At 46.9% G+C, this 17,358-nt stretch carries 22 protein-coding genes and 1 tRNA gene; 11 read left to right on the top strand and 12 right to left on the bottom strand.

Features of this window, described 5'->3' with window-relative positions:
- Positions 1-94: 94 nt before the first annotated feature.
- On the bottom strand, positions 95-271 hold the full coding sequence (locus CSD97_RS13945; RefSeq protein ID WP_005826447.1) for a histone H1: 177 nt from the start codon (positions 269-271) through the stop codon (positions 95-97).
- A gap of 149 nt (positions 272-420) precedes the next feature.
- On the opposite strand from CSD97_RS13945, the gene CSD97_RS13940 reads away from it, so the two are divergent.
- From CSD97_RS13940 to CSD97_RS13915, 6 genes are all read left to right on the top strand, one after another.
- Complete coding sequence (locus CSD97_RS13940) at positions 421-1,062, top strand: ATP-binding protein (RefSeq protein WP_005826445.1); 642 nt, start codon at positions 421-423, stop codon at positions 1,060-1,062.
- Between the two features lie 241 nt (positions 1,063-1,303).
- Entirely contained in the window at positions 1,304-2,692 is a 1,389-nt protein-coding gene (locus tag CSD97_RS13935; RefSeq protein WP_005835842.1) for an alanine/glycine:cation symporter family protein, read from the top strand.
- A gap of 86 nt (positions 2,693-2,778) precedes the next feature.
- Positions 2,779-3,405, top strand: coding sequence for a hypothetical protein (locus tag CSD97_RS13930; RefSeq protein ID WP_005826441.1), 627 nt, complete (start codon positions 2,779-2,781; stop codon positions 3,403-3,405).
- A 163-nt stretch (positions 3,406-3,568) separates the two neighbouring features.
- A complete protein-coding gene (locus tag CSD97_RS13925; RefSeq protein ID WP_005835841.1) occupies positions 3,569-5,665 on the top strand; it encodes a hypothetical protein in 2,097 nt (698 codons plus the stop codon).
- A 54-nt stretch (positions 5,666-5,719) separates the two neighbouring features.
- Complete coding sequence (locus CSD97_RS13920; protein WP_005835840.1) at positions 5,720-6,295, top strand: uracil-DNA glycosylase family protein; 576 nt, start codon at positions 5,720-5,722, stop codon at positions 6,293-6,295.
- Between the two features lie 75 nt (positions 6,296-6,370).
- Positions 6,371-6,443, top strand: a tRNA-Trp gene (locus tag CSD97_RS13915).
- 57 nt (positions 6,444-6,500) lie between these two features.
- Here CSD97_RS13915 and CSD97_RS13910 read toward each other — a convergent pair.
- The 4 genes from CSD97_RS13910 to CSD97_RS13895 form a co-directional block, all read right to left on the bottom strand.
- Positions 6,501-7,046 carry a radical SAM protein gene (locus CSD97_RS13910; RefSeq protein WP_005835838.1) on the bottom strand — a complete coding sequence of 182 codons (546 nt, stop codon included), beginning with the start codon at positions 7,044-7,046 and terminating at the stop codon, positions 6,501-6,503.
- Entirely contained in the window at positions 7,033-7,365 is a 333-nt protein-coding gene (queD, locus tag CSD97_RS13905) for a 6-carboxytetrahydropterin synthase QueD (protein ID WP_005826426.1), read from the bottom strand. The genes CSD97_RS13910 and queD overlap by 14 nt, the downstream gene beginning before the upstream one ends.
- Before the next feature lie 105 nt (positions 7,366-7,470).
- Entirely contained in the window at positions 7,471-8,304 is an 834-nt protein-coding gene (locus CSD97_RS13900; protein ID WP_008663824.1) for a phosphodiester glycosidase family protein, read from the bottom strand.
- Between the two features lie 15 nt (positions 8,305-8,319).
- Positions 8,320-9,192 carry a pyridoxamine kinase gene (locus CSD97_RS13895; protein WP_005826422.1) on the bottom strand — a complete coding sequence of 291 codons (873 nt, stop codon included), beginning with the start codon at positions 9,190-9,192 and terminating at the stop codon, positions 8,320-8,322.
- Between the two features lie 35 nt (positions 9,193-9,227).
- Between CSD97_RS13895 and CSD97_RS13890 the strand changes: the two genes are divergently transcribed.
- Positions 9,228-9,587, top strand: a complete 360-nt coding sequence (locus CSD97_RS13890; RefSeq protein WP_005835834.1) for a YbaN family protein — start codon at positions 9,228-9,230, stop codon at positions 9,585-9,587.
- A gap of 109 nt (positions 9,588-9,696) precedes the next feature.
- Here CSD97_RS13890 and CSD97_RS13885 read toward each other — a convergent pair whose 3' ends face one another.
- From CSD97_RS13885 to CSD97_RS13855, 7 genes are all read right to left on the bottom strand, one after another.
- Positions 9,697-10,275 carry an MTA/SAH nucleosidase gene (locus CSD97_RS13885; RefSeq protein WP_005835831.1) on the bottom strand — a complete coding sequence of 193 codons (579 nt, stop codon included), beginning with the start codon at positions 10,273-10,275 and terminating at the stop codon, positions 9,697-9,699.
- Positions 10,276-10,409: 134 nt separating this feature from the next.
- Positions 10,410-11,189 (bottom strand): hypothetical protein, encoded by a 780-nt coding sequence (locus tag CSD97_RS13880; RefSeq protein ID WP_005835829.1) that lies wholly within the window; start codon positions 11,187-11,189, stop codon positions 10,410-10,412.
- Between the two features lie 65 nt (positions 11,190-11,254).
- On the bottom strand, positions 11,255-11,545 hold the full coding sequence (locus CSD97_RS13875) for a transcriptional regulator (protein ID WP_005835827.1): 291 nt from the start codon (positions 11,543-11,545) through the stop codon (positions 11,255-11,257).
- 20 nt (positions 11,546-11,565) lie between these two features.
- Positions 11,566-11,775: a hypothetical protein gene (locus CSD97_RS13870; protein ID WP_034523121.1), complete on the bottom strand. Its 210-nt coding sequence runs from the start codon at positions 11,773-11,775 to the stop codon at positions 11,566-11,568.
- Positions 11,776-11,783: 8 nt separating this feature from the next.
- The gene (locus tag CSD97_RS13865; RefSeq protein WP_005835825.1) at positions 11,784-12,395 is read right to left on the bottom strand and encodes a hypothetical protein; all 612 of its coding nucleotides are present in this window, start codon (positions 12,393-12,395) and stop codon (positions 11,784-11,786) included.
- 13 nt (positions 12,396-12,408) lie between these two features.
- Entirely contained in the window at positions 12,409-12,990 is a 582-nt protein-coding gene (locus CSD97_RS13860) for a hypothetical protein (RefSeq protein ID WP_005835823.1), read from the bottom strand.
- 115 nt (positions 12,991-13,105) lie between these two features.
- On the bottom strand, positions 13,106-13,633 hold the full coding sequence (locus CSD97_RS13855; RefSeq protein WP_005835820.1) for a hypothetical protein: 528 nt from the start codon (positions 13,631-13,633) through the stop codon (positions 13,106-13,108).
- Positions 13,634-14,188: 555 nt separating this feature from the next.
- Here CSD97_RS13855 and CSD97_RS13845 point away from each other — a divergent pair.
- From CSD97_RS13845 to CSD97_RS13830, 4 genes are all read left to right on the top strand, one after another.
- The gene (locus tag CSD97_RS13845; protein ID WP_008663836.1) at positions 14,189-14,482 is read left to right on the top strand and encodes a hypothetical protein; all 294 of its coding nucleotides are present in this window, start codon (positions 14,189-14,191) and stop codon (positions 14,480-14,482) included.
- A gap of 14 nt (positions 14,483-14,496) precedes the next feature.
- Complete coding sequence (locus CSD97_RS13840; RefSeq protein WP_005826408.1) at positions 14,497-14,787, top strand: cell division protein ZapA; 291 nt, start codon at positions 14,497-14,499, stop codon at positions 14,785-14,787.
- Positions 14,788-14,912: 125 nt separating this feature from the next.
- Positions 14,913-16,451, top strand: a complete 1,539-nt coding sequence (gene rny, locus CSD97_RS13835; protein WP_005835816.1) for a ribonuclease Y — start codon at positions 14,913-14,915, stop codon at positions 16,449-16,451.
- An 85-nt stretch (positions 16,452-16,536) separates the two neighbouring features.
- A complete protein-coding gene (locus tag CSD97_RS13830) occupies positions 16,537-17,307 on the top strand; it encodes a copper homeostasis protein CutC (protein WP_005826404.1) in 771 nt (256 codons plus the stop codon).
- Positions 17,308-17,358: the final 51 nt, after the last annotated feature.

The raw sequence follows: 17,358 nt of genomic DNA, 5'->3' as shown, positions 1-17,358 counted from the left end.
AATACCTGCGTCAAAAGTAGCAATAATACTTTTCAAAAACAAAAAAGACCGCCAGTAGTGGCAGTCTTTCGCAGCATCAAATATGCTTTTTTTCTTACTTCTTAGAAGCTTCCAAAGATGCTTTGCGGAATTCCTTCATAGCTTTTTCGATTTCCAAAGAAGCCTTACGAGCGCGAGTTCCTGCTGCCTTGTTACCGTTTTCCAACTGAGCGTTTGCATCTTTTGAGAAGTCTGCATACAATGCAGCTACTTTTTCAACTAATTCTTTCATAATCCTTTTTAAATTACTTCGTTAATAATGTCTGGCAAAAATACATTCTTTCTTGAAATAAATGCAGAAAAACGATATTTTTTTTGAAATATTCGGTAAAATCGCCGCAAAAAGGGGCTCTTACGCATTTTTTATCTACTTTTGCAAGCATGAAAACGCTTACTGACACCGAATATATACACGCTCTCATAGCCGAAGGAGAGCACCAACAGCAGGATTTCAAGTTCGAAATATCCGACGCCCGCAAGATAGCCAAAACCCTTTCAGCCTTTGCCAATACAGACGGTGGAAAACTGCTCATCGGAGTGAAAGATAACGGGAAAATTGCCGGTGTCCGTTCGGACGAAGAACAATATATGATAGAAGCGGCTGCCGGACTTTATTGCAGCCCCGAAGTGAACTATACCATGCAGACCTATCAGGTGGAAGGCCGCAGTGTGCTGGTGGTACAAATCGAGGAAAGTGACCGGAAGCCGGTATATGCCAAGGACGAAACAGGAAAATACTTGGCCTATCTCCGCATCAAGGATGAAAACATCCTGGCTACTCCCGTCCATCTGCGCGTCTGGCAGCAAAGCGGAAGTCCGAAAGGAGAACTGATAGAATATACCGAACGAGAACAACTGTTGCTCAATCTGCTGGAAGAAAACGACCGCCTTTCACTGAACCGTTACTGCCGCCTGGCGCATCTTTCCCGACGCGCCGCCGAACATCTGCTGGCAAAGTTTGTTCGTTATGACATAGTGGAACCGGTGTTTGAAGGACACAAATTTCACTTCAAGCTGAAATAGGCAAGGAGATTCCGTCAGGTTTGTCCAGATTTGTCCATAGTACAAATCGCAGCACACGAGTTCATACCACGTTGATTATCATCAACTTGCAAAGAGTCTATCTCAGTTAACGACAGAGGCAGCCTTGAATAACGACAGAGATAGCCTAAAGTAACGACAGAGACCACCTTAGATAACGACAGAGGGTAGCGCTTTTTTGTGTGAGTTTTTTACTACAAATAGATAACTGTACATATACATTATGGGAATAATAAATCTGATAAACGACCTGCTCTGGACCTACATCCTCGTTGCCCTGCTGTTGGGATGCGCCGTATGGTTTACGCTGAGAACCCGCTTTGTACAGTTCCGGATGATAAAGGAAATGGTACGTCTGCTGGGCGACTCGGGCGGGAAAGGCGATGCCAAGGAAAAGCATATCTCATCGTTCCAGGCATTTGCCATCTCCATTGCCAGCCGTGTAGGTACGGGCAATCTTGCAGGGGTTGCCACCGCCATTGCAGTAGGCGGTCCGGGCGCTGTATTCTGGATGTGGGTGATTGCCCTCCTGGGTGCTTCCAGCTCGTTTGTAGAATCTACACTGGCCCAATTGTATAAGATAAAGGGCAAAGACTCCTTTATCGGCGGCCCGGCCTACTATATGCGTAAGGGACTGAAACAGCCGTGGATGGGGGCACTGTTTGCCGTACTTATCACCATTACCTTCGGATTTGCATTCAACTCGGTACAGAGCAATACACTGTGTGCCGCTTTCGAAGGCGCTTTCGGGTTCGACCATGCCGTTGTGGGAGGCATCATCACCGCACTCACGCTGACAATCATCTTTGGAGGCGTACAGCGCATAGCCAAAGTCAGCAGCATCATCGTCCCCATCATGGCGTTGGGATACATTGCACTGGCACTTATCATCGTTCTGTTGAACATCAAAGAGCTGCCGGGAGTCCTGGCACTCATTGTCGGCCACGCCTTCGGATGGGAGCAGGCTTTGGGAGGGGGTGTCGGCATGGCGCTGATGCAGGGCATCAAACGCGGGCTGTTCAGCAACGAGGCCGGTATGGGGTCCGCCCCCAATGTGGCGGCAACCGCACACGTCAGCCACCCCGTGAAGCAAGGCTTGATTCAGACGCTGGGAGTATTTACCGATACGCTGATTATATGTACCTGCACCGCTTTCATCATTCTGTTCAGCGGTGCTCCACTGGATGGTTCCACAAACGGCGTACAGCTTACCCAGCATGCACTGACCAACGAGATAGGACCTTCGGGAGCCATCTTCGTTGCGGTAGCCTTGTTCTTCTTCGCATTCAGCAGCATTCTGGGAAATTATTATTACGGAGAAGCCAATGTGCGCTACCTTACCCACCGTAAATGGGTGCTCAACATCTACCGTATACTGGTGGGCGGCATGGTCATGTTCGGTGCTGTTGCCACCTTCGACCTGGCATGGAGCCTTGCCGACGTCACTATGGGACTCATGGCGCTCTGCAATCTTATCGCCATCAGCCTGCTCGGAAAATACGCTTTCAGGCTGCTTGAAGACTACCGCGCACAGAAAAGCGCCGGTATCAAAGACCCCGTTTTCACCAAGAACCGCCTGAAAGAGGTAGAAAAAGACATAGAGTGCTGGTGATAACCAACTTATTTCGTACTTTTGCAGCCGGAACCGCCGGATGACCTGCGGTCTTGTAATTTGTAATCAGTAATTCGTAATTTGATATGAGTTTATTTGCCAAACTATTCAACAAGAATACCGGAGAAGTATCTTCGAAGAATGTGGAAGACTTCGTGTCACTGACACGCGTCTACTTCCAGTCTGTAATAGCCGCCAACCTGGGCATCACCAATATCCGCTTTGTGCCGGATGTAGCCAACTTCAAGCGTCTGTTCAAAATCCCCACGCAGGGAGGCCGCCTGGGACAAGCGGAAAAGGCCGCTTCGCGCAAGATGCTGATGCAGGACTACGGCATCAGTGAAAACTTCTTCAAGGAAATTGATACTTCCGTCAAGAAGCACTGCCGTACGCAGAACGACGTACAAGGTTATCTCTTTATGTATCAAGGCTTCTCCAATGACTTGATGATGCTGATGGGAAACCTGATGCAGTGGAAATTCCGCATGCCTTCCATCTTCAAGGGAGCACTGCGCAGCATGACCGAAAAAACCGTACACGACGTCTGTACAAAAACCGTATGGAAAAAGGACGATGTACACAAGACGGCAGCGGCAGTACGCCAGTACAAAGAGCGTCTGGGATATTCGGAACAATGGATGACCGAGTACGTTTACAACGTAGTGATGCTGGCCAAAAAGGAACCGAAACAGAAAGCCAACGAAGAGAAATAAAAGAAAAAGAATTCTAAAGAACTTTAGAAACAAGAAGGCGGGAAAGAAATTTCCCGCTTTTTTTTGTTATTTTTAGCAAATGAAATCATTTTCCCCTCACGGAACACAAGGACGCACCCCGCGTCAACCATCATAAATATTAACTTCAAAAAAACAACCGCTTATGAAACAAAAGAAAATGCTTGCACTCACTCTATCACAACTGGAACAACTTTATCGGCACGAACTCCCTGAATTGGTCAGCATCGCCGTTCAAAGCGACGATGCGGAAGCCTTCAAGGCCAACCTGACGGAGTACATTGCCGGACATCCAGAAGTGGACAACGAGGCCGGTAAGCAAATTCGACTCTTGATTGAATTTGACGGGCAGGAAGTACACGAGCTCTCCATCGGAGAACAGCTGCCCATATCAACTTTATCAATGCTGCATTCCTTCCTCACAGGACAATGGGAAGAGGAAACGGAAACGGACCTGTTCATCGACTTGTTCCAGCAGTTCAAACGCCTCCACCAGCCAGCCCCCACCCTGCCCTCCGCACAGAAAATCAAAACCCTGACCGAACGCTGGCCCAGCGGACTGGATGAAGACGTGCAGCATATCCGTGCAAAGAACAAGGAACGCATCCTGCATGCACTAGTGCAGAAGATTGAGCACCGCAAGAACCCGGCTTCCCGCTTCCATTTCGAAGAGGGACTCAGCTACGAGGAGAAGTTCAACCTCGTCAGCGAATGGTGGAATGACTTCCGTTTCCATCTTGCCATGGCCGTCAAAAGCCCTACGGAGCTAAACCGTCTTCTCGGCAACTCCCTTTCTGCCGAAACCATGTACCTGCTCTCAAAAGCCCGCAAGAAGGGAATGCCTTTCTTCGCCACCCCCTATTATCTGTCACTGCTGAACTGCACCGGCAGCGGATACGACGACGAGGCCCTGCGCAGCTATATACTCTATTCACCCCAACTGGTGGAAACCTACGGACAGATACGTGCCTGGGAACGGGAGGATATCGTAGAACCAGGTAAACCCAACGCCGCCGGCTGGCTGCTGCCCGACGGGCATAACATCCACCGCCGTTATCCGGAAGTGGCCATCCTCATCCCCGACACCATGGGACGCGCCTGCGGAGGACTCTGCGCATCTTGTCAGCGTATGTACGACTTTCAAAGCAAACGGCTCAATTTTGAGTTTGACACCCTGCGTCCCAAGGAGACATGGGAAAAGAAGCTGCGCCGGCTGATGGCCTATTTTGAGGAAGACACGCAACTGCGGGACATTCTCATCACCGGCGGTGACGCACTGATGAGCCAAAACAAGACGCTGGGCAACATATTAGACGCCGTCTACCGCATGGCAGTCCGCAAGCGGAAAGCCAATCAGGAACGGCCCGAAGGAGAAAAGTATGCAGAGCTGCAACGTGTACGCCTCGGCTCACGCCTCCCCGCCTACCTGCCCATGCGCATCAATGACGGGCTGGTGGAGATTCTAAGGGAATTCAAGGAAAAGGCGTCTACCATCGGCATCCACCAGTTCATTATCCAGACACATTTCCAAACCCCGCTCGAAGTCACTCCGGAAGCTGCCGAAGGAATACGCAAACTGCTGGCGGCAGGCTGGCTCATTGACAACCAACTGGTATACAACGTAGCTGCATCCCGCCGGGGGCATACTACCCGCCTGCGGCAAGTGCTCAATCAGTTGGGAGTGGTTTGCTACTACACCTTCTCCGTGAAAGGTTTTGAAGAAAACAATGCCGTGTTTACCCCCAACAGCCGTTCCGTACAAGAGCAACGGGAAGAAAAGCGCTTCGGGAAGCTGACCAAGGAAGATGCCCATAATCTGTCCGTACTGCTTGGAACCGTCCATGACCCGGCAGCCTGCATCCGGCGTTTCCTGAAAACGCACCACCTGCCTTTCCTCGCCACCGACCGCAATGTGCTCAACCTGCCCGCCATCGGCAAGAGCATGACCTTCAACATGGTAGGCATCACTCCCGAAGGCAAGCGCATCCTGCGTTTCGACCATGACAGCACCCGGCGCCACAGCCCTATAATAGACCGGCTGGGACAAATATATATCGTAGAGAACAAGTCCATAGCCTCCTACCTCCGCCAACTGCAGGCCATGGGAGAAGACGCCGAAGAATATGCCACCATCTGGAACTATACGGAAGGCAAGACAGAATCCCGGTTCAGCCTCTACGAATATCCTGATTTCCCCTTCCAAATCACCGACAGAATGAGCAATCAGGACATTGCAGGATAGCATATCCAAGATATATTCCGTACTTTTGCAGGCAGAACAATGAAATTGGAAAGTATGGAAATAGAACAACACCCTTTAGAACCCTTCCTTCCCGGCAACGCCCGTCTGCTGATGCTGGGAAGCTTTCCTCCGCAGAAAAAGCGGTGGTCCATGGAGTTTTACTACCCCAACTGGAACAATGACATGTGGAGGATTACCGGGTTCCTTTTCTTCAATGACAAGGATTATTTTGTAGACAAGACGAAGAAGGCTTTCTGCAAAGAACGCCTCATCAGTTTCCTGCAGGAAAAGGGTATTGCCTTGTTCGACACAGCCTCTGCCATACGGCGCCTGCAGGACAATGCCTCGGATAAGTTTCTGGAAGTGGTGCAACCCACGGACGTCCCTGCCCTGCTACACCGGATACCGCAATGCAAGGCTATCGTTACCACCGGCGAGAAGGCTACGGACACGCTGTGCACGCAGTTCTCCATCGACAAGCCCAAAGTAGGCGACTTCACGGAGTTTCTTTTCGAAAACCATCCGATGCGCCTCTACCGGATGCCTTCTTCCTCAAGAGCCTACCCGCTGGCACTGGGAAAAAAAGCAGCAGCGTATCGCATTATGTATCAGGACTTACAGATGTTGTAAGCAACTTTCTTTATAAAATAAGTACGTCTGTTACTTGCATATTTGAAAGTTTGCATTACCTTTGCAGCCGCAAACACGGGAGTAGCTCAGTTGGTAGAGCACCGGTCTCCAAAACCGGGTGTCGGGAGTTCGAGCCTCTCCTCCCGTGCATGAACGAATAATGGCTGTAAGCATTGCTTACAGCCATTATTCGTTTTATAAATGCCTACCGGATATCTATCAGCTTATGTGTCTGCAAACTAAGTCTCCACTTAGGATGCTTCATCACGCAATCCACCGTTTCGGCCGTATTGCTGCAAGAGCAAGGCTGAAGAAAGAAATGCCCGGCGGGCAACTGCTCATAAACAGTAATATCCTGCCCTTCATACACCACCTTCACTTCATTCATACGCGTAATTTCCAGCTTTACCCCCTGCTTGGGAGAGCAGGTCACCCAATCTATATTATCCGGCAGCGGACGGGTACCGTTTGTTTCAATGCAGACATACTTTCCCGCCTGGTGCAGACAATCCACAAATTCACGGTCAATCCAAAGGGAGGGTTCTCCACCGGTCAGTATCACGGTAGCGGCAGGGTATCTACTAACTTCTGTTACGATATCTTCATCGGACATCAGTATGCCGTCCTCATGCTGCGTATCACAGAAGGGGCACTTCAGGTTACAACCGGAAAAACGGATAAAGACAGCCGGGGTACCCGTATGGTATCCTTCTCCCTGCAAACTGTAGAATATCTCATTAATCTTCCTCATAGACGGCAATGTTTGATTCCGACTCCTGCACCTCTACCTTGAAGCAAGTGGGTATCTGGTCGCATATCCAACGGGCTATGTTCTCGGCTGTGGGATTGAAGGACAGCACTTCATTAAGATTATGATGATCCAGCTGTTCCTTTACCACCTGCTTGATGTGACTGAAGTCTACCACCATTCCGTCCGCATTCAGCTCTTTGGAACGGCAATAGACAGTGATAATCCAGTTGTGACCGTGCAGATTCTCACACTTACTGCGATAAGAAAGTTTCAGGCTATGGGCAGCCGACACTTCCATACGTTTGATGACTGTGTACATATTGTTAATACGCTAATTAATATAATAAGTTGCCGCATCTAATGTCACCTCGATGCGACGGCAAAATTACAAAAAACTTAAGATTTATCCATTTACTTCCCTAACTTATTCGTACACACAAAGAGAATTGGCAACCTTACGCTCTGCGCTGCCACTCGGGGTATTGGCTATTCCCTTATCCGGCAACTCCCCACTCCACAGCGTAGAAGAACCGCCACCGTCCAGATTCAACGCATCCTCCCCACCCAATACACGAATCATATGGGCAAGCTCGGGTATATTGATGCCTTCCGCTTTTCCCTTCCGACGTCCGTCAACGACAATAAGCAGGATTTTTCCTTCTCTTGTCAGCGCCACAGCACTGCGGGGATGCTTGGTATCTACAAAATTCCGGTTAGTCCCGGACAAGTCGCACACTTGCCCGTCCTTCAGCATCAAAGGACCGGAAGCCAGCACAGTGCCTTTTTTCAAAGTACATGCCTTTTCTTCCTGCTTGCTCCAGGGAATCAGTTCCAGCCTGCCCTTCTTTATAAGTACAGCTCCATTGGACACTGTTGCCAGAACCCCAGTAGAGGTAGTATCTATCACCACCCCGTCCTTACGCAGATAGCAGACGGAATTTCCGGCTTTCATATCAAAATAGGAGCCATTGATGGCCGCCACCGCACCTGCATGCCGGGCGGCTATACTGGTCTCCTCCTTGGGATTGTGGACGAGCACATCGAAACGGTAGCGCTTCGGGGATATTTCAAAAATAGACACTTCCTGAGGAACTCCATACAAAGAACTGAATACTGCCTTTTTATAAAGCATCCCTTTCTGCAGGGGCTCAGTCTGCCAATCGGCAGAAACGATGGCAAGAGAGTCGGCAGCAGTCTGCGCCATTGCTGCAAACATGCCGCAACAGAGAAACACTGCCAAGAATATTTTCTTTTTCATATAGATGGGATTGGTTTAAATTAATTCATAGCTGCAGATTTGAATCGGCATGTCGAGATTATGCAACACCTTTTCAAGCTGTATACCTTCACGGTTGTCGTACTCGTATCCGAAAGTAGCACGGATACCTTGCAGAATGAACTGCGTGGCACGGTCCAGGGCAATGGGCAAGCTGTCGCCTTGCAACAGTGCTCCGGTGATGACACTGGTAAACGTATCCCCCGTTCCGGGATAATGGGCCGGCAGGTAAGGACACGTAACCTTCCAGTAGCGGTTACCGTTCCGGTTATAGGCATACACGGACGTCTTATGCTTATCATCCCGTACGGGCACACTGGTAATAATCACCACTTCGGGACCACAATCGGAAAGCTGGCGAAGGTATGACTTCAATTCCTCATCCGTATTCATCTCCTTATAAGGAATACCCAGCAGATAGAACAGCTCCGTCAGATTGGGGGTAACGACATCGGCCTTGGTGATGAGATGTTTCATTTCATCAATCATGGACTCGTGGAAGTTCGCATAAAGCCGTCCGTTATCGCCCAACACCGGGTCTACCACAACCAGACCGTCCGGTCGGCGGAAGTCATCAATAAAGTCAGAAACAATATGTATCTGCCTCGGAGAACCCAGATAGCCGGTATAAAAGGCATCAAACTGTACTTCCAGCTTCTTCCACTCGGAAATAATCTTCGGCATTTCATCCGTCAGGTCCAGAAAAGAGAATTCCGGATACTGGGTATGGCTCGACAATACGGCTGTAGGCAACGGACACACCTGGAAACCCATAGACGAAAGAATGGGAATGACCACCGTCAGAGACACCCGTCCGACTCCCGACAAGTCGTGGACGGCAACAACCTTCTTTACTTTATTCGCATACATATTATCTATATTATTATTTTTCCTACATTTGCCGCATGAAAACCGTCTGCATCATTTTGGGAACAGTTTCTTTGACACTCGGCATCATCGGCATCTTCCTGCCGTTGCTGCCCACTACGCCTTTCCTGCTGCTCACGGCAGCACTCTACTTCAGAGGCTCACCCAGACTGTACCAATGGTTGCTGAACCACAAATGCCTCGGTCCCTACATCCGCAGCTTCCGCGAGAACAAAGCCATCCCACTACGTGCCAAAATCATCTCCCTACTGCTGATGTGGGGAACAATGGTTTACTGCATCTTCTTCCTGATTCCACTAACAGAAATAAAGACAGTATTGTTCCTTGTCGCTGTGGGGGTGACTTGGCATATACTGTCATTCAAGACGTTGAGATAAATGAATGTGCTAATGTGGTTAATGTGCTAATGTGCCAATGACCTGCGGTGTGAGAGTCTAATATACACATAGCGCAGCCAATTAGCACATTGGCATATTAGCACATTAATCAAACTCCTCCCAATTTTTCGAAGAATTCTCCCAACCCCTTCCGAGCATCGGCAAGCTTGTCTTCCCAATGTTTCACGGAGTTCTGTCCGATAATATCCGTCACGTACTTCACCGAAATGAAAGGAACATTCTTGGCACGGCATACCAAAGCCTGGGCATAGGCTTCCATATCCACAACATCACCGGACACATCCGAGAGTTCTGTCAAGAAAGTATCCCCCGTATTGCATACACCGCCTGCCGGCCAGTGTAAACAATATCCTTTTTGGGACAACAAATCCATTGAATCAATCTCATACTCCATACCAAGCTCCACCAGCTTCTGCATATCACGGTCCACAAAATGACGGCATACGAAAATATCTCCTACCCGATGACGGATAGTCCCTGCCGTACCTACATTGACCACCAAGTCCGGTTGCGCATGGCTTATCGCTTCAGAAAGATAAAAAGCCGATTTCACCTTTCCCACACCGGTACGGAGATAGCCAACCTGCACCTCTTCCTCCCCTATCAGTCCGGGAAATTTCAATTCAGTAAATTCGCCTTGTACGGCATAAGTAACCAAGATTCTCATATCAATTCATTGTTTGTAGTTCCTACCTATTCAAAAAATTACTCCTTGAAGAAAAGACAAAGGTAGAAACCTTTTTTTGAAGATTCCTACCTTTGAGGCAATTAAATGCACAGTGGTTCCAGAAGAATGATAAATTATTCGTCCAGTTTCCTTTTATATTCGCCGATAAAATAACTGTCCGGATACTCCTTCTCTGCCATCAGCAAGCAATTTTTGGCCTCATCCGTCCTATCGTTCTGCATATAGTATTGAATCAAGAGAGCATAGGCGTATTCTCTTCCCCAGGTAGGCAGGCTGGAATCATCTGTATTCTTGCCAGGAGATGAAGTAGCTTTCTTCAAATAATATTCCACCTTCTTCCCGCCACCGAAACTAGCCGGAGTGTAATAATCGTTACTGCCCAATACATACCAACCTCTTACATTGGTAGAGTCCAGTTCCAAAGCCTTCCCAGCATTTTCCCGAATGCCAGCAGATATTCTTCCTGCCTCCATACCCGAAGCAAACTGAATGGAAAAACTCTGCACAAGCGCTAATAAGGCATAGGTTTCAGAAGTTTTGTTCCCTATATCATTCAAAATAGCGGAGGCTTCCTTTATCACTTTCCCACTATCTTCCTTCTTTCCAAGTTTCAAATAGAAAACACTTTTATAGTAGGTAATATAAGCCTTCCAATACGGAACCATACCATTCCCATCTTCAAGTTTGTTCAGCTTTGTAAACAGACTATCGAGCGGAGCTGCAGTATTTTGAACAAAGCAATTGTTCATAGCCAGTTCAATTTTTTTCTGAATGCCGTCCAGTACATCATCAGATTCAGTTCTTGACAATGAGGCTCCACAAGCCGCATTGACCACACATACGCCTACTACAAATGCAGACAAGAGGACAAATAAAACAATACTCCTTTTCATAATTTCTCATTGTTTTTAATCAGACACTGCCATTTTCCATCAATCCCATCAAATTCTCAGGAAAATCATAATTTTCCCACCAGATAAGATTTCAACGCCTCTATATATTCTTCAAAGGCATCCACTCCCTGCGGAGTAATCCTACAAAGTGTACAAGGCATTTTTCCTTTAAAAGTTTTTGTTATCTCCACATAACCCGCCTTGCTGAGCTTATCCAACTGCACACTGAGGTTTCCTGCCGTAGCTTTCGTTTGTTGGCGGATATAGACAAAATCCGCTTCCTCAACACTGATGAGCAATGACATCACCGCAAGCCGCAGTTCACTGTGGAGCAAAGGGTTCAGTTCTTTAAACATATCAAATTTTATTCTTCCATTTATTTTTCAACAATGCATAGAGAGATATTCCCAACAAAGGAAGCCCCAATAAAAGCATGTCCCAACGTATAGAATACCATATTTCCAACAGATTCCCATTGAACTTCTTTTATTGCAACCGGAAATAAAATGAATAGCAAAACAATCATCCATACCATAAATTTCCAGGAGAGCAGAAATCTGTCCAAAACATTATTTATTGTCTTCATCTTATACCTCACTTTCTGTTGTGAACTTCTTTCCGGGCTTTATAGTTCAAAATATGCCCCGGAACAATCATGGCAAAGACCACCACACCGGCAAACCAAACCAAAGACACGTATGACGTTCCGGAATTCAGTGCATCAAAGAAACTCTTCATACCCCACATAAGCCCCATAGCCGGAAAGATAAAAAATGTAGTATAACGAATGATGCAACCCGTAATGATACTTCCCATCGACATGACAATAGCCCCCATAGGAAGAATAACCTCATACCGTTCAAGATCCGTAGCCATCAATACAAATATCATACAAATCAGTCCAAACATCCTCCAAACCTGAACTAAAATCTTGTCAATGTAAGATTTTACCATCTTCTGACGCTTACGCATCAAAAGAAATGTCAGTAAATACCCGATAACGGGAATTCCCCAAAATCCCCACATCCAGAGAGGATTCTTTGTAAAGTACACACCCGCCAACACCGTCAATGTCACCAATACACTCACATATCCCCACACTAAAAACATGTTTCCGCTACCTGTGTCCAAATTCCGACGCGTATTCTGTATCATCTGAGTGATGAGTTCCAAACTCTCTTTCTCGTTCAGTTTCTTGTCTTCCATAATCAATAAATATTTATTTATCCTGCTTTGCCATTCCGTTTAAGTAATGTCCCGGTATCACCATCATAAAAACAAAAGCCGATGCAAAAACCAGTATTTGGTCGAAACCGTGTACATAGATACACCCCACAGAGGCCAAAGCTCCCACCACTCCGCACACTGTCACTACCTTCATCTTTATAATCAGTCCCGTCAGTGCCGTCCCCATTCCCATCATCAGTAATATGACAAAAAGGACAGACATATTCCAGAAGAAGATGGAAACCCAGGAAACAAAAAAGCCCCCTAATCCGAATACCGCCCATACATATCCTACAATACGGTCAATATAAGTCTTAATCATCTTCGGCTGTTTGTGCTCAATCCATAAAGTAGAAGGCAGGGAAATAGCCGGCAACAAAAACCACAGCCATTGCCAATGATAATTTCCCGTTTCCTTCAACAGAAACCAAACCAATAACGACACTATTATGGTCGTATATCCCCATATCAGAAAAGGAGCTCCGGAATTCCGAGTCATCCGGGACTTCGTATTCTGTATCATTTGAGCAATGAGTTCCAAACTCTCCTTCTCATTCAACACTCTGTCATTCATAACCAATAGATTTATTATTCAACATCAAATACATTCAATATCAAGAAAAGCATCAGTAGCCAATTGGCCGTAAGCATATACACAAACCAGGTTTCCATATTCCCTCCTTTCAGAATTAAACAAGAGTATACTGAAGAATCCATAAACACAGTAGAATGCCCACTAAAACCAGCAGTACTCTCACCGTCACCACATAACATCTGGCCAACAAGCTTTTACGCAAAAAGAAAGCCTCACCCAAAGCCAGTATCACCAACCAGGCATAACCATAAAAAGTAGTGATATGCCATACATCCTTTGACTCCATGCATACTGCAAAAAACAGAAAATCCGAAAGTAAAGATATTCCCACAGCAACCAATGATACAAACAACGCCTTCTTCATCAGATTCCCGGCATTACTCCCACAAGACAAGCAAGCATAAATGCCTATCCCCCAGAAAAGAGGGTTTACAGTAAGCATCAGCAACATACCCAACCGGGGGCTATGACTCCAGGGAACCCACAACACGATATTGGAAAGCCAATACAAACACATCACCGTTAGTACAATAAATATCCACCAAAGCTGATGCTGCCAACTATCCCGTACCACTCCGGCAACCGGCTTCTGCTTCCCCATATCAAATATCTTATCTTCCATAATCTTTAATCAGTTAAATTCTTATTCATTTCAGCACATATTCCCCGATTGACAATCTAAGATGTTGCAAATATAATAAGTTTATTTTATAAACTAAACTATTATATAAATTATTTTATTTATTTCTTTGCATCCTCCTTTACTATAGATTATTCCAATCATTCCCAAGCAGTAGTTCCGGAAACAGCAAAAAGTAATTCCTGCCTTACTAACTATTAATCGTTCGATAACCGTTTTATTATCGTCCGACAGTTGTTGAATTATCGTCCGACAGCTGTTGGACGATAATTCAACAACTGTCGGACGATTAATAGTTAGCAACAGAAATACTAAGCGTTTGAAAAGAAAGGAAGAGAATCCTTGCAGAAAACCAATAGTCCCACACCTATCTACATATCCTATCTTTTGATAAACAGTCCGCCCCTTTTCAATCCCCCGAAACCAGGCTTTCATAGGCCATTTCGGTTATTTCGGCACTTCTACAACACATTTTCTCCGAAAAGTTTTTGTAATCTCCAAGTAAATCGTATTTTTGTGTACAATTTTGGTGTAGTGATGACAGACGAAGAAAAGAAGCTATTAAGTACCTTTGAAGCCAGACTGCGGCATTTAATCTATCTGCACGATGAATTAAAACGCGAAAATGCTGAGCTAAAGCAACTTCTTGAAGCCAAAGAGGAGGAATACGGGAAGGTACAAGCTGAATACCGGGAACTGGAACTTAACTACACGAACCTAAAAACAGCTACGACAATCAGCCTTAACGGCAGTGACGTGAAAGAGACGAAACTGCGATTGTCCAAATTAGTGCGTGAAGTCGATAAATGCATCGCTTTGTTGAATGAATAAAGAGAAGAGGATGTATGAACGATAAGATAAAGATAAACCTGCAGATGGCAGGAGCCTCCTACCCTCTCACAATCAACCGTGAGGACGAGGAAATGGTAAGAGAAGCCGCCAAGCAGGTAGATATCAGGCTCAATGCGTATCGGGAGCATTATCAGAATGTGTCTCTAGAGAGAATTATAGCCATGGTGGCCTATCAGTTCGCTTTAGAAAACCTTCAGTTGAAGGACCGTAATGATACTGAACCCTATACAGCTAAAATAAAGGAACTGACAGAGGTATTGGAGACCTATTTCAAGGAACAATAAGCTGCAATCCCTCCGTCGGGTCGGTAAAAGAGAGAAATTCGCGCACTGTACAAAAGTTTGCCCTTCATCAAAGCAAGCTTTTATGCAGTGCTTTTTTATTTATATACTAAAAACAAATTAATAAAATGACAGTAGTTACAATAGTATTATCCATTGCCTGCTTCATTGTCGGAGGGTTTGCCTCGTACTTGTTCTTCAAGCACGGGCTGAAAAACAAATACGACGGTATCCTGAGAGATGCGGAAGCGGAAGCGGAAGTGATTAAGAAGAATAAGTTGCTGGAAGTAAAGGAAAAATTCCTGAACAAGAAGGCAGACTTGGAAAAAGAAGTGGCCCAACGTAACCAAAAGATACAGCAGGCAGAAAACAAGCTGAAACAACGTGAATTGGTACTGAACCAACGCCAGGAAGAAATCCAGCGCAAGAAGATGGAAGCAGAAGCCGTAAAAGAAAATCTAGAAGCCCAGCTGTCCATCGTAGACAAGAAGAAAGAAGAACTGGAGCACATGCAGCGCCAGGAAATAGAAAAACTGGAAGCTATCTCCGGACTTTCTGCCGAAGAAGCCAAAGAGCGCATGGTAGAATCCCTAAAGGAAGAAGCCAAAACGCAGGCCCAGTCCTACATTAACGACATCATGGACGACGCCAAGCTGACGGCAAGCAAAGAGGCCAAGCGCATCGTGATACAGAGCATCCAGCGCGTGGCTACGGAAACAGCCATTGAAAACTCGGTAACTGTATTCCACATCGAATCAGATGAAATCAAGGGACGTATCATCGGTCGCGAAGGCCGCAACATCCGCGCCCTGGAAGCTGCCACCGGTGTGGAAATTGTGGTAGACGATACTCCGGAAGCTATCGTATTGTCAGCTTTCGACCCGGTTCGCCGTGAGATTGCACGCCTGGCATTGCACCAGTTGGTGACAGACGGACGTATCCACCCGGCACGCATCGAAGAGGTAGTTGCCAAAGTACGCAAGCAGGTAGAAGAGGAAATCATCGAAACCGGTAAACGTACTACTATCGACCTGGGCATCCACGGTCTGCATCCGGAACTTATCCGCATTATCGGTAAGATGAAATACCGTTCTTCATACGGCCAGAACCTTTTGCAGCATGCACGCGAGACAGCCAATCTTTGCGCTGTGATGGCATCAGAGCTGGGACTCAACCCGAAGAAAGCAAAACGTGCCGGACTGCTGCATGATATAGGTAAGGTACCCGATGAGGAACCGGAATTGCCGCATGCACTCTATGGTATGAAGCTGGCAGAAAAGTTCAAGGAAAAGCCAGACATCTGCAACGCCATCGGTGCCCACCACGACGAAGTGGAAATGACCAGCCTGCTGGCCCCAATCGTACAAGTATGCGATGCCATTTCAGGAGCACGCCCGGGAGCACGCCGCGAAATTGTAGAAGCATACATCAAGCGCCTGAACGACCTTGAGCAACTGGCCATGTCCTATCCGGGAGTGACAAAGACATATGCCATCCAGGCAGGCCGTGAGTTGCGTGTCATTGTCGGTGCAGACAAGATTGACGACAAGCAGACGGAGAACCTTTCCGGTGAAATCGCCAAGAAGATTCAGGACGAAATGACTTATCCGGGTCAGGTGAAGATTACCGTTATCCGTGAGACACGTGCGGTGAGCTACGCAAAGTAACATCAGAAAAGAAAATAAATGCAGAAAAGGGTGAATTCGTATTCACCCTTTTCTTATTTTTGCACCACAACCATAACTTTACAAAATGAAAGATTATCAGTTTGAAGTTTGTGCCAACTCCGTAGAGAGTTGTATTGCCGCACAAGCCGGCGGAGCAGACCGGGTAGAATTGTGCGCAGGCATCCCCGAGGGAGGGACAACCCCCTCATACGGCGATATCCTCATCGCACGGGAAGCATTGCAACAGACCAAATTGCATATCATTGTCCGTCCCCGCGGAGGAGATTTTCTTTATTCCTCCACCGAACAGCGCATCATGCTGAAAGACATAGAGAATGCCCGCCGTCTAGGCGCTGACGGAGTCGTGTTCGGTTGCTTGACGGCAGAGGGAGATGTAGACATTCCATTGATGGAGCAGCTTATGGAAGCCTCACAAGGGATGTCCGTCACCTTCCACCGTGCTTTCGATGTATGCAGAAATCCACGAAAAGCGATAGAAGATATTATCGAATTAGGATGCAACCGCATCCTAACTTCCGGACAGCAACCTACAGCAGAGCGAGGCATTCCCCTTCTGAAAGAACTCCAACAACAAGCATCAGACCGAATCATCCTATTGGCAGGCTGTGGGGTGAATGAAACCAACATAGCCCACATTGCCCGAGAAACCGGTATCCGCGAGTTTCATTTCTCCGCCAGGGAAAATATCGAAAGCTCCATGCTCTATCACAATTCCGCCGTCTCTATGGGAGGAACGGTACATATTGATGAATACACACACACCATCACTACTGCGGAGCGGGTAAAGCGTACAATCGGAGCATTAAAAGCCTCTCCCCTAGCCCCTCCCCCGTAGGGAGGGGGACAGAGATAGTCCTACAAAATACAAACACTTCAAAACTCCCCT

Source organism: Bacteroides sp. AR29 (assembly GCF_900217715.1).
GTDB lineage: Bacteria > Bacteroidota > Bacteroidia > Bacteroidales > Bacteroidaceae > Bacteroides > Bacteroides uniformis.
Note: the sequence above shows the minus strand (reverse complement) of the source record. Positions and strands in the feature narration are given on the sequence as shown.

Bases quoted from the DNA above. Each gene is read 5' to 3' on its own strand.
- CSD97_RS13945 (WP_005826447.1), bottom strand. From the start codon at position 271: ATGAAAGAATTAGTTGAAAAAGTAGCTGCATTGTATGCAGACTTCTCA.
- CSD97_RS13940 (WP_005826445.1), top strand. From the start codon at position 421: ATGAAAACGCTTACTGACACCGAATATATACACGCTCTCATAGCCGAA.
- CSD97_RS13935 (WP_005835842.1), top strand. From the start codon at position 1,304: ATGGGAATAATAAATCTGATAAACGACCTGCTCTGGACCTACATCCTC.
- CSD97_RS13930 (WP_005826441.1), top strand. From the start codon at position 2,779: ATGAGTTTATTTGCCAAACTATTCAACAAGAATACCGGAGAAGTATCT.
- CSD97_RS13925 (WP_005835841.1), top strand. From the start codon at position 3,569: ATGAAACAAAAGAAAATGCTTGCACTCACTCTATCACAACTGGAACAA.
- CSD97_RS13920 (WP_005835840.1), top strand. From the start codon at position 5,720: ATGGAAATAGAACAACACCCTTTAGAACCCTTCCTTCCCGGCAACGCC.
- CSD97_RS13910 (WP_005835838.1), bottom strand. From the start codon at position 7,046: ATGAGGAAGATTAATGAGATATTCTACAGTTTGCAGGGAGAAGGATAC.
- queD (WP_005826426.1), bottom strand. From the start codon at position 7,365: ATGTACACAGTCATCAAACGTATGGAAGTGTCGGCTGCCCATAGCCTG.
- CSD97_RS13900 (WP_008663824.1), bottom strand. From the start codon at position 8,304: ATGAAAAAGAAAATATTCTTGGCAGTGTTTCTCTGTTGCGGCATGTTT.
- CSD97_RS13895 (WP_005826422.1), bottom strand. From the start codon at position 9,192: ATGTATGCGAATAAAGTAAAGAAGGTTGTTGCCGTCCACGACTTGTCG.
- CSD97_RS13890 (WP_005835834.1), top strand. From the start codon at position 9,228: ATGAAAACCGTCTGCATCATTTTGGGAACAGTTTCTTTGACACTCGGC.
- CSD97_RS13885 (WP_005835831.1), bottom strand. From the start codon at position 10,275: ATGAGAATCTTGGTTACTTATGCCGTACAAGGCGAATTTACTGAATTG.
- CSD97_RS13880 (WP_005835829.1), bottom strand. From the start codon at position 11,189: ATGAAAAGGAGTATTGTTTTATTTGTCCTCTTGTCTGCATTTGTAGTA.
- CSD97_RS13875 (WP_005835827.1), bottom strand. From the start codon at position 11,545: ATGTTTAAAGAACTGAACCCTTTGCTCCACAGTGAACTGCGGCTTGCG.
- CSD97_RS13870 (WP_034523121.1), bottom strand. From the start codon at position 11,775: ATGAAGACAATAAATAATGTTTTGGACAGATTTCTGCTCTCCTGGAAA.
- CSD97_RS13865 (WP_005835825.1), bottom strand. From the start codon at position 12,395: ATGGAAGACAAGAAACTGAACGAGAAAGAGAGTTTGGAACTCATCACT.
- CSD97_RS13860 (WP_005835823.1), bottom strand. From the start codon at position 12,990: ATGAATGACAGAGTGTTGAATGAGAAGGAGAGTTTGGAACTCATTGCT.
- CSD97_RS13855 (WP_005835820.1), bottom strand. From the start codon at position 13,633: ATGGAAGATAAGATATTTGATATGGGGAAGCAGAAGCCGGTTGCCGGA.
- CSD97_RS13845 (WP_008663836.1), top strand. From the start codon at position 14,189: ATGACAGACGAAGAAAAGAAGCTATTAAGTACCTTTGAAGCCAGACTG.
- CSD97_RS13840 (WP_005826408.1), top strand. From the start codon at position 14,497: ATGAACGATAAGATAAAGATAAACCTGCAGATGGCAGGAGCCTCCTAC.
- rny (WP_005835816.1), top strand. From the start codon at position 14,913: ATGACAGTAGTTACAATAGTATTATCCATTGCCTGCTTCATTGTCGGA.
- CSD97_RS13830 (WP_005826404.1), top strand. From the start codon at position 16,537: ATGAAAGATTATCAGTTTGAAGTTTGTGCCAACTCCGTAGAGAGTTGT.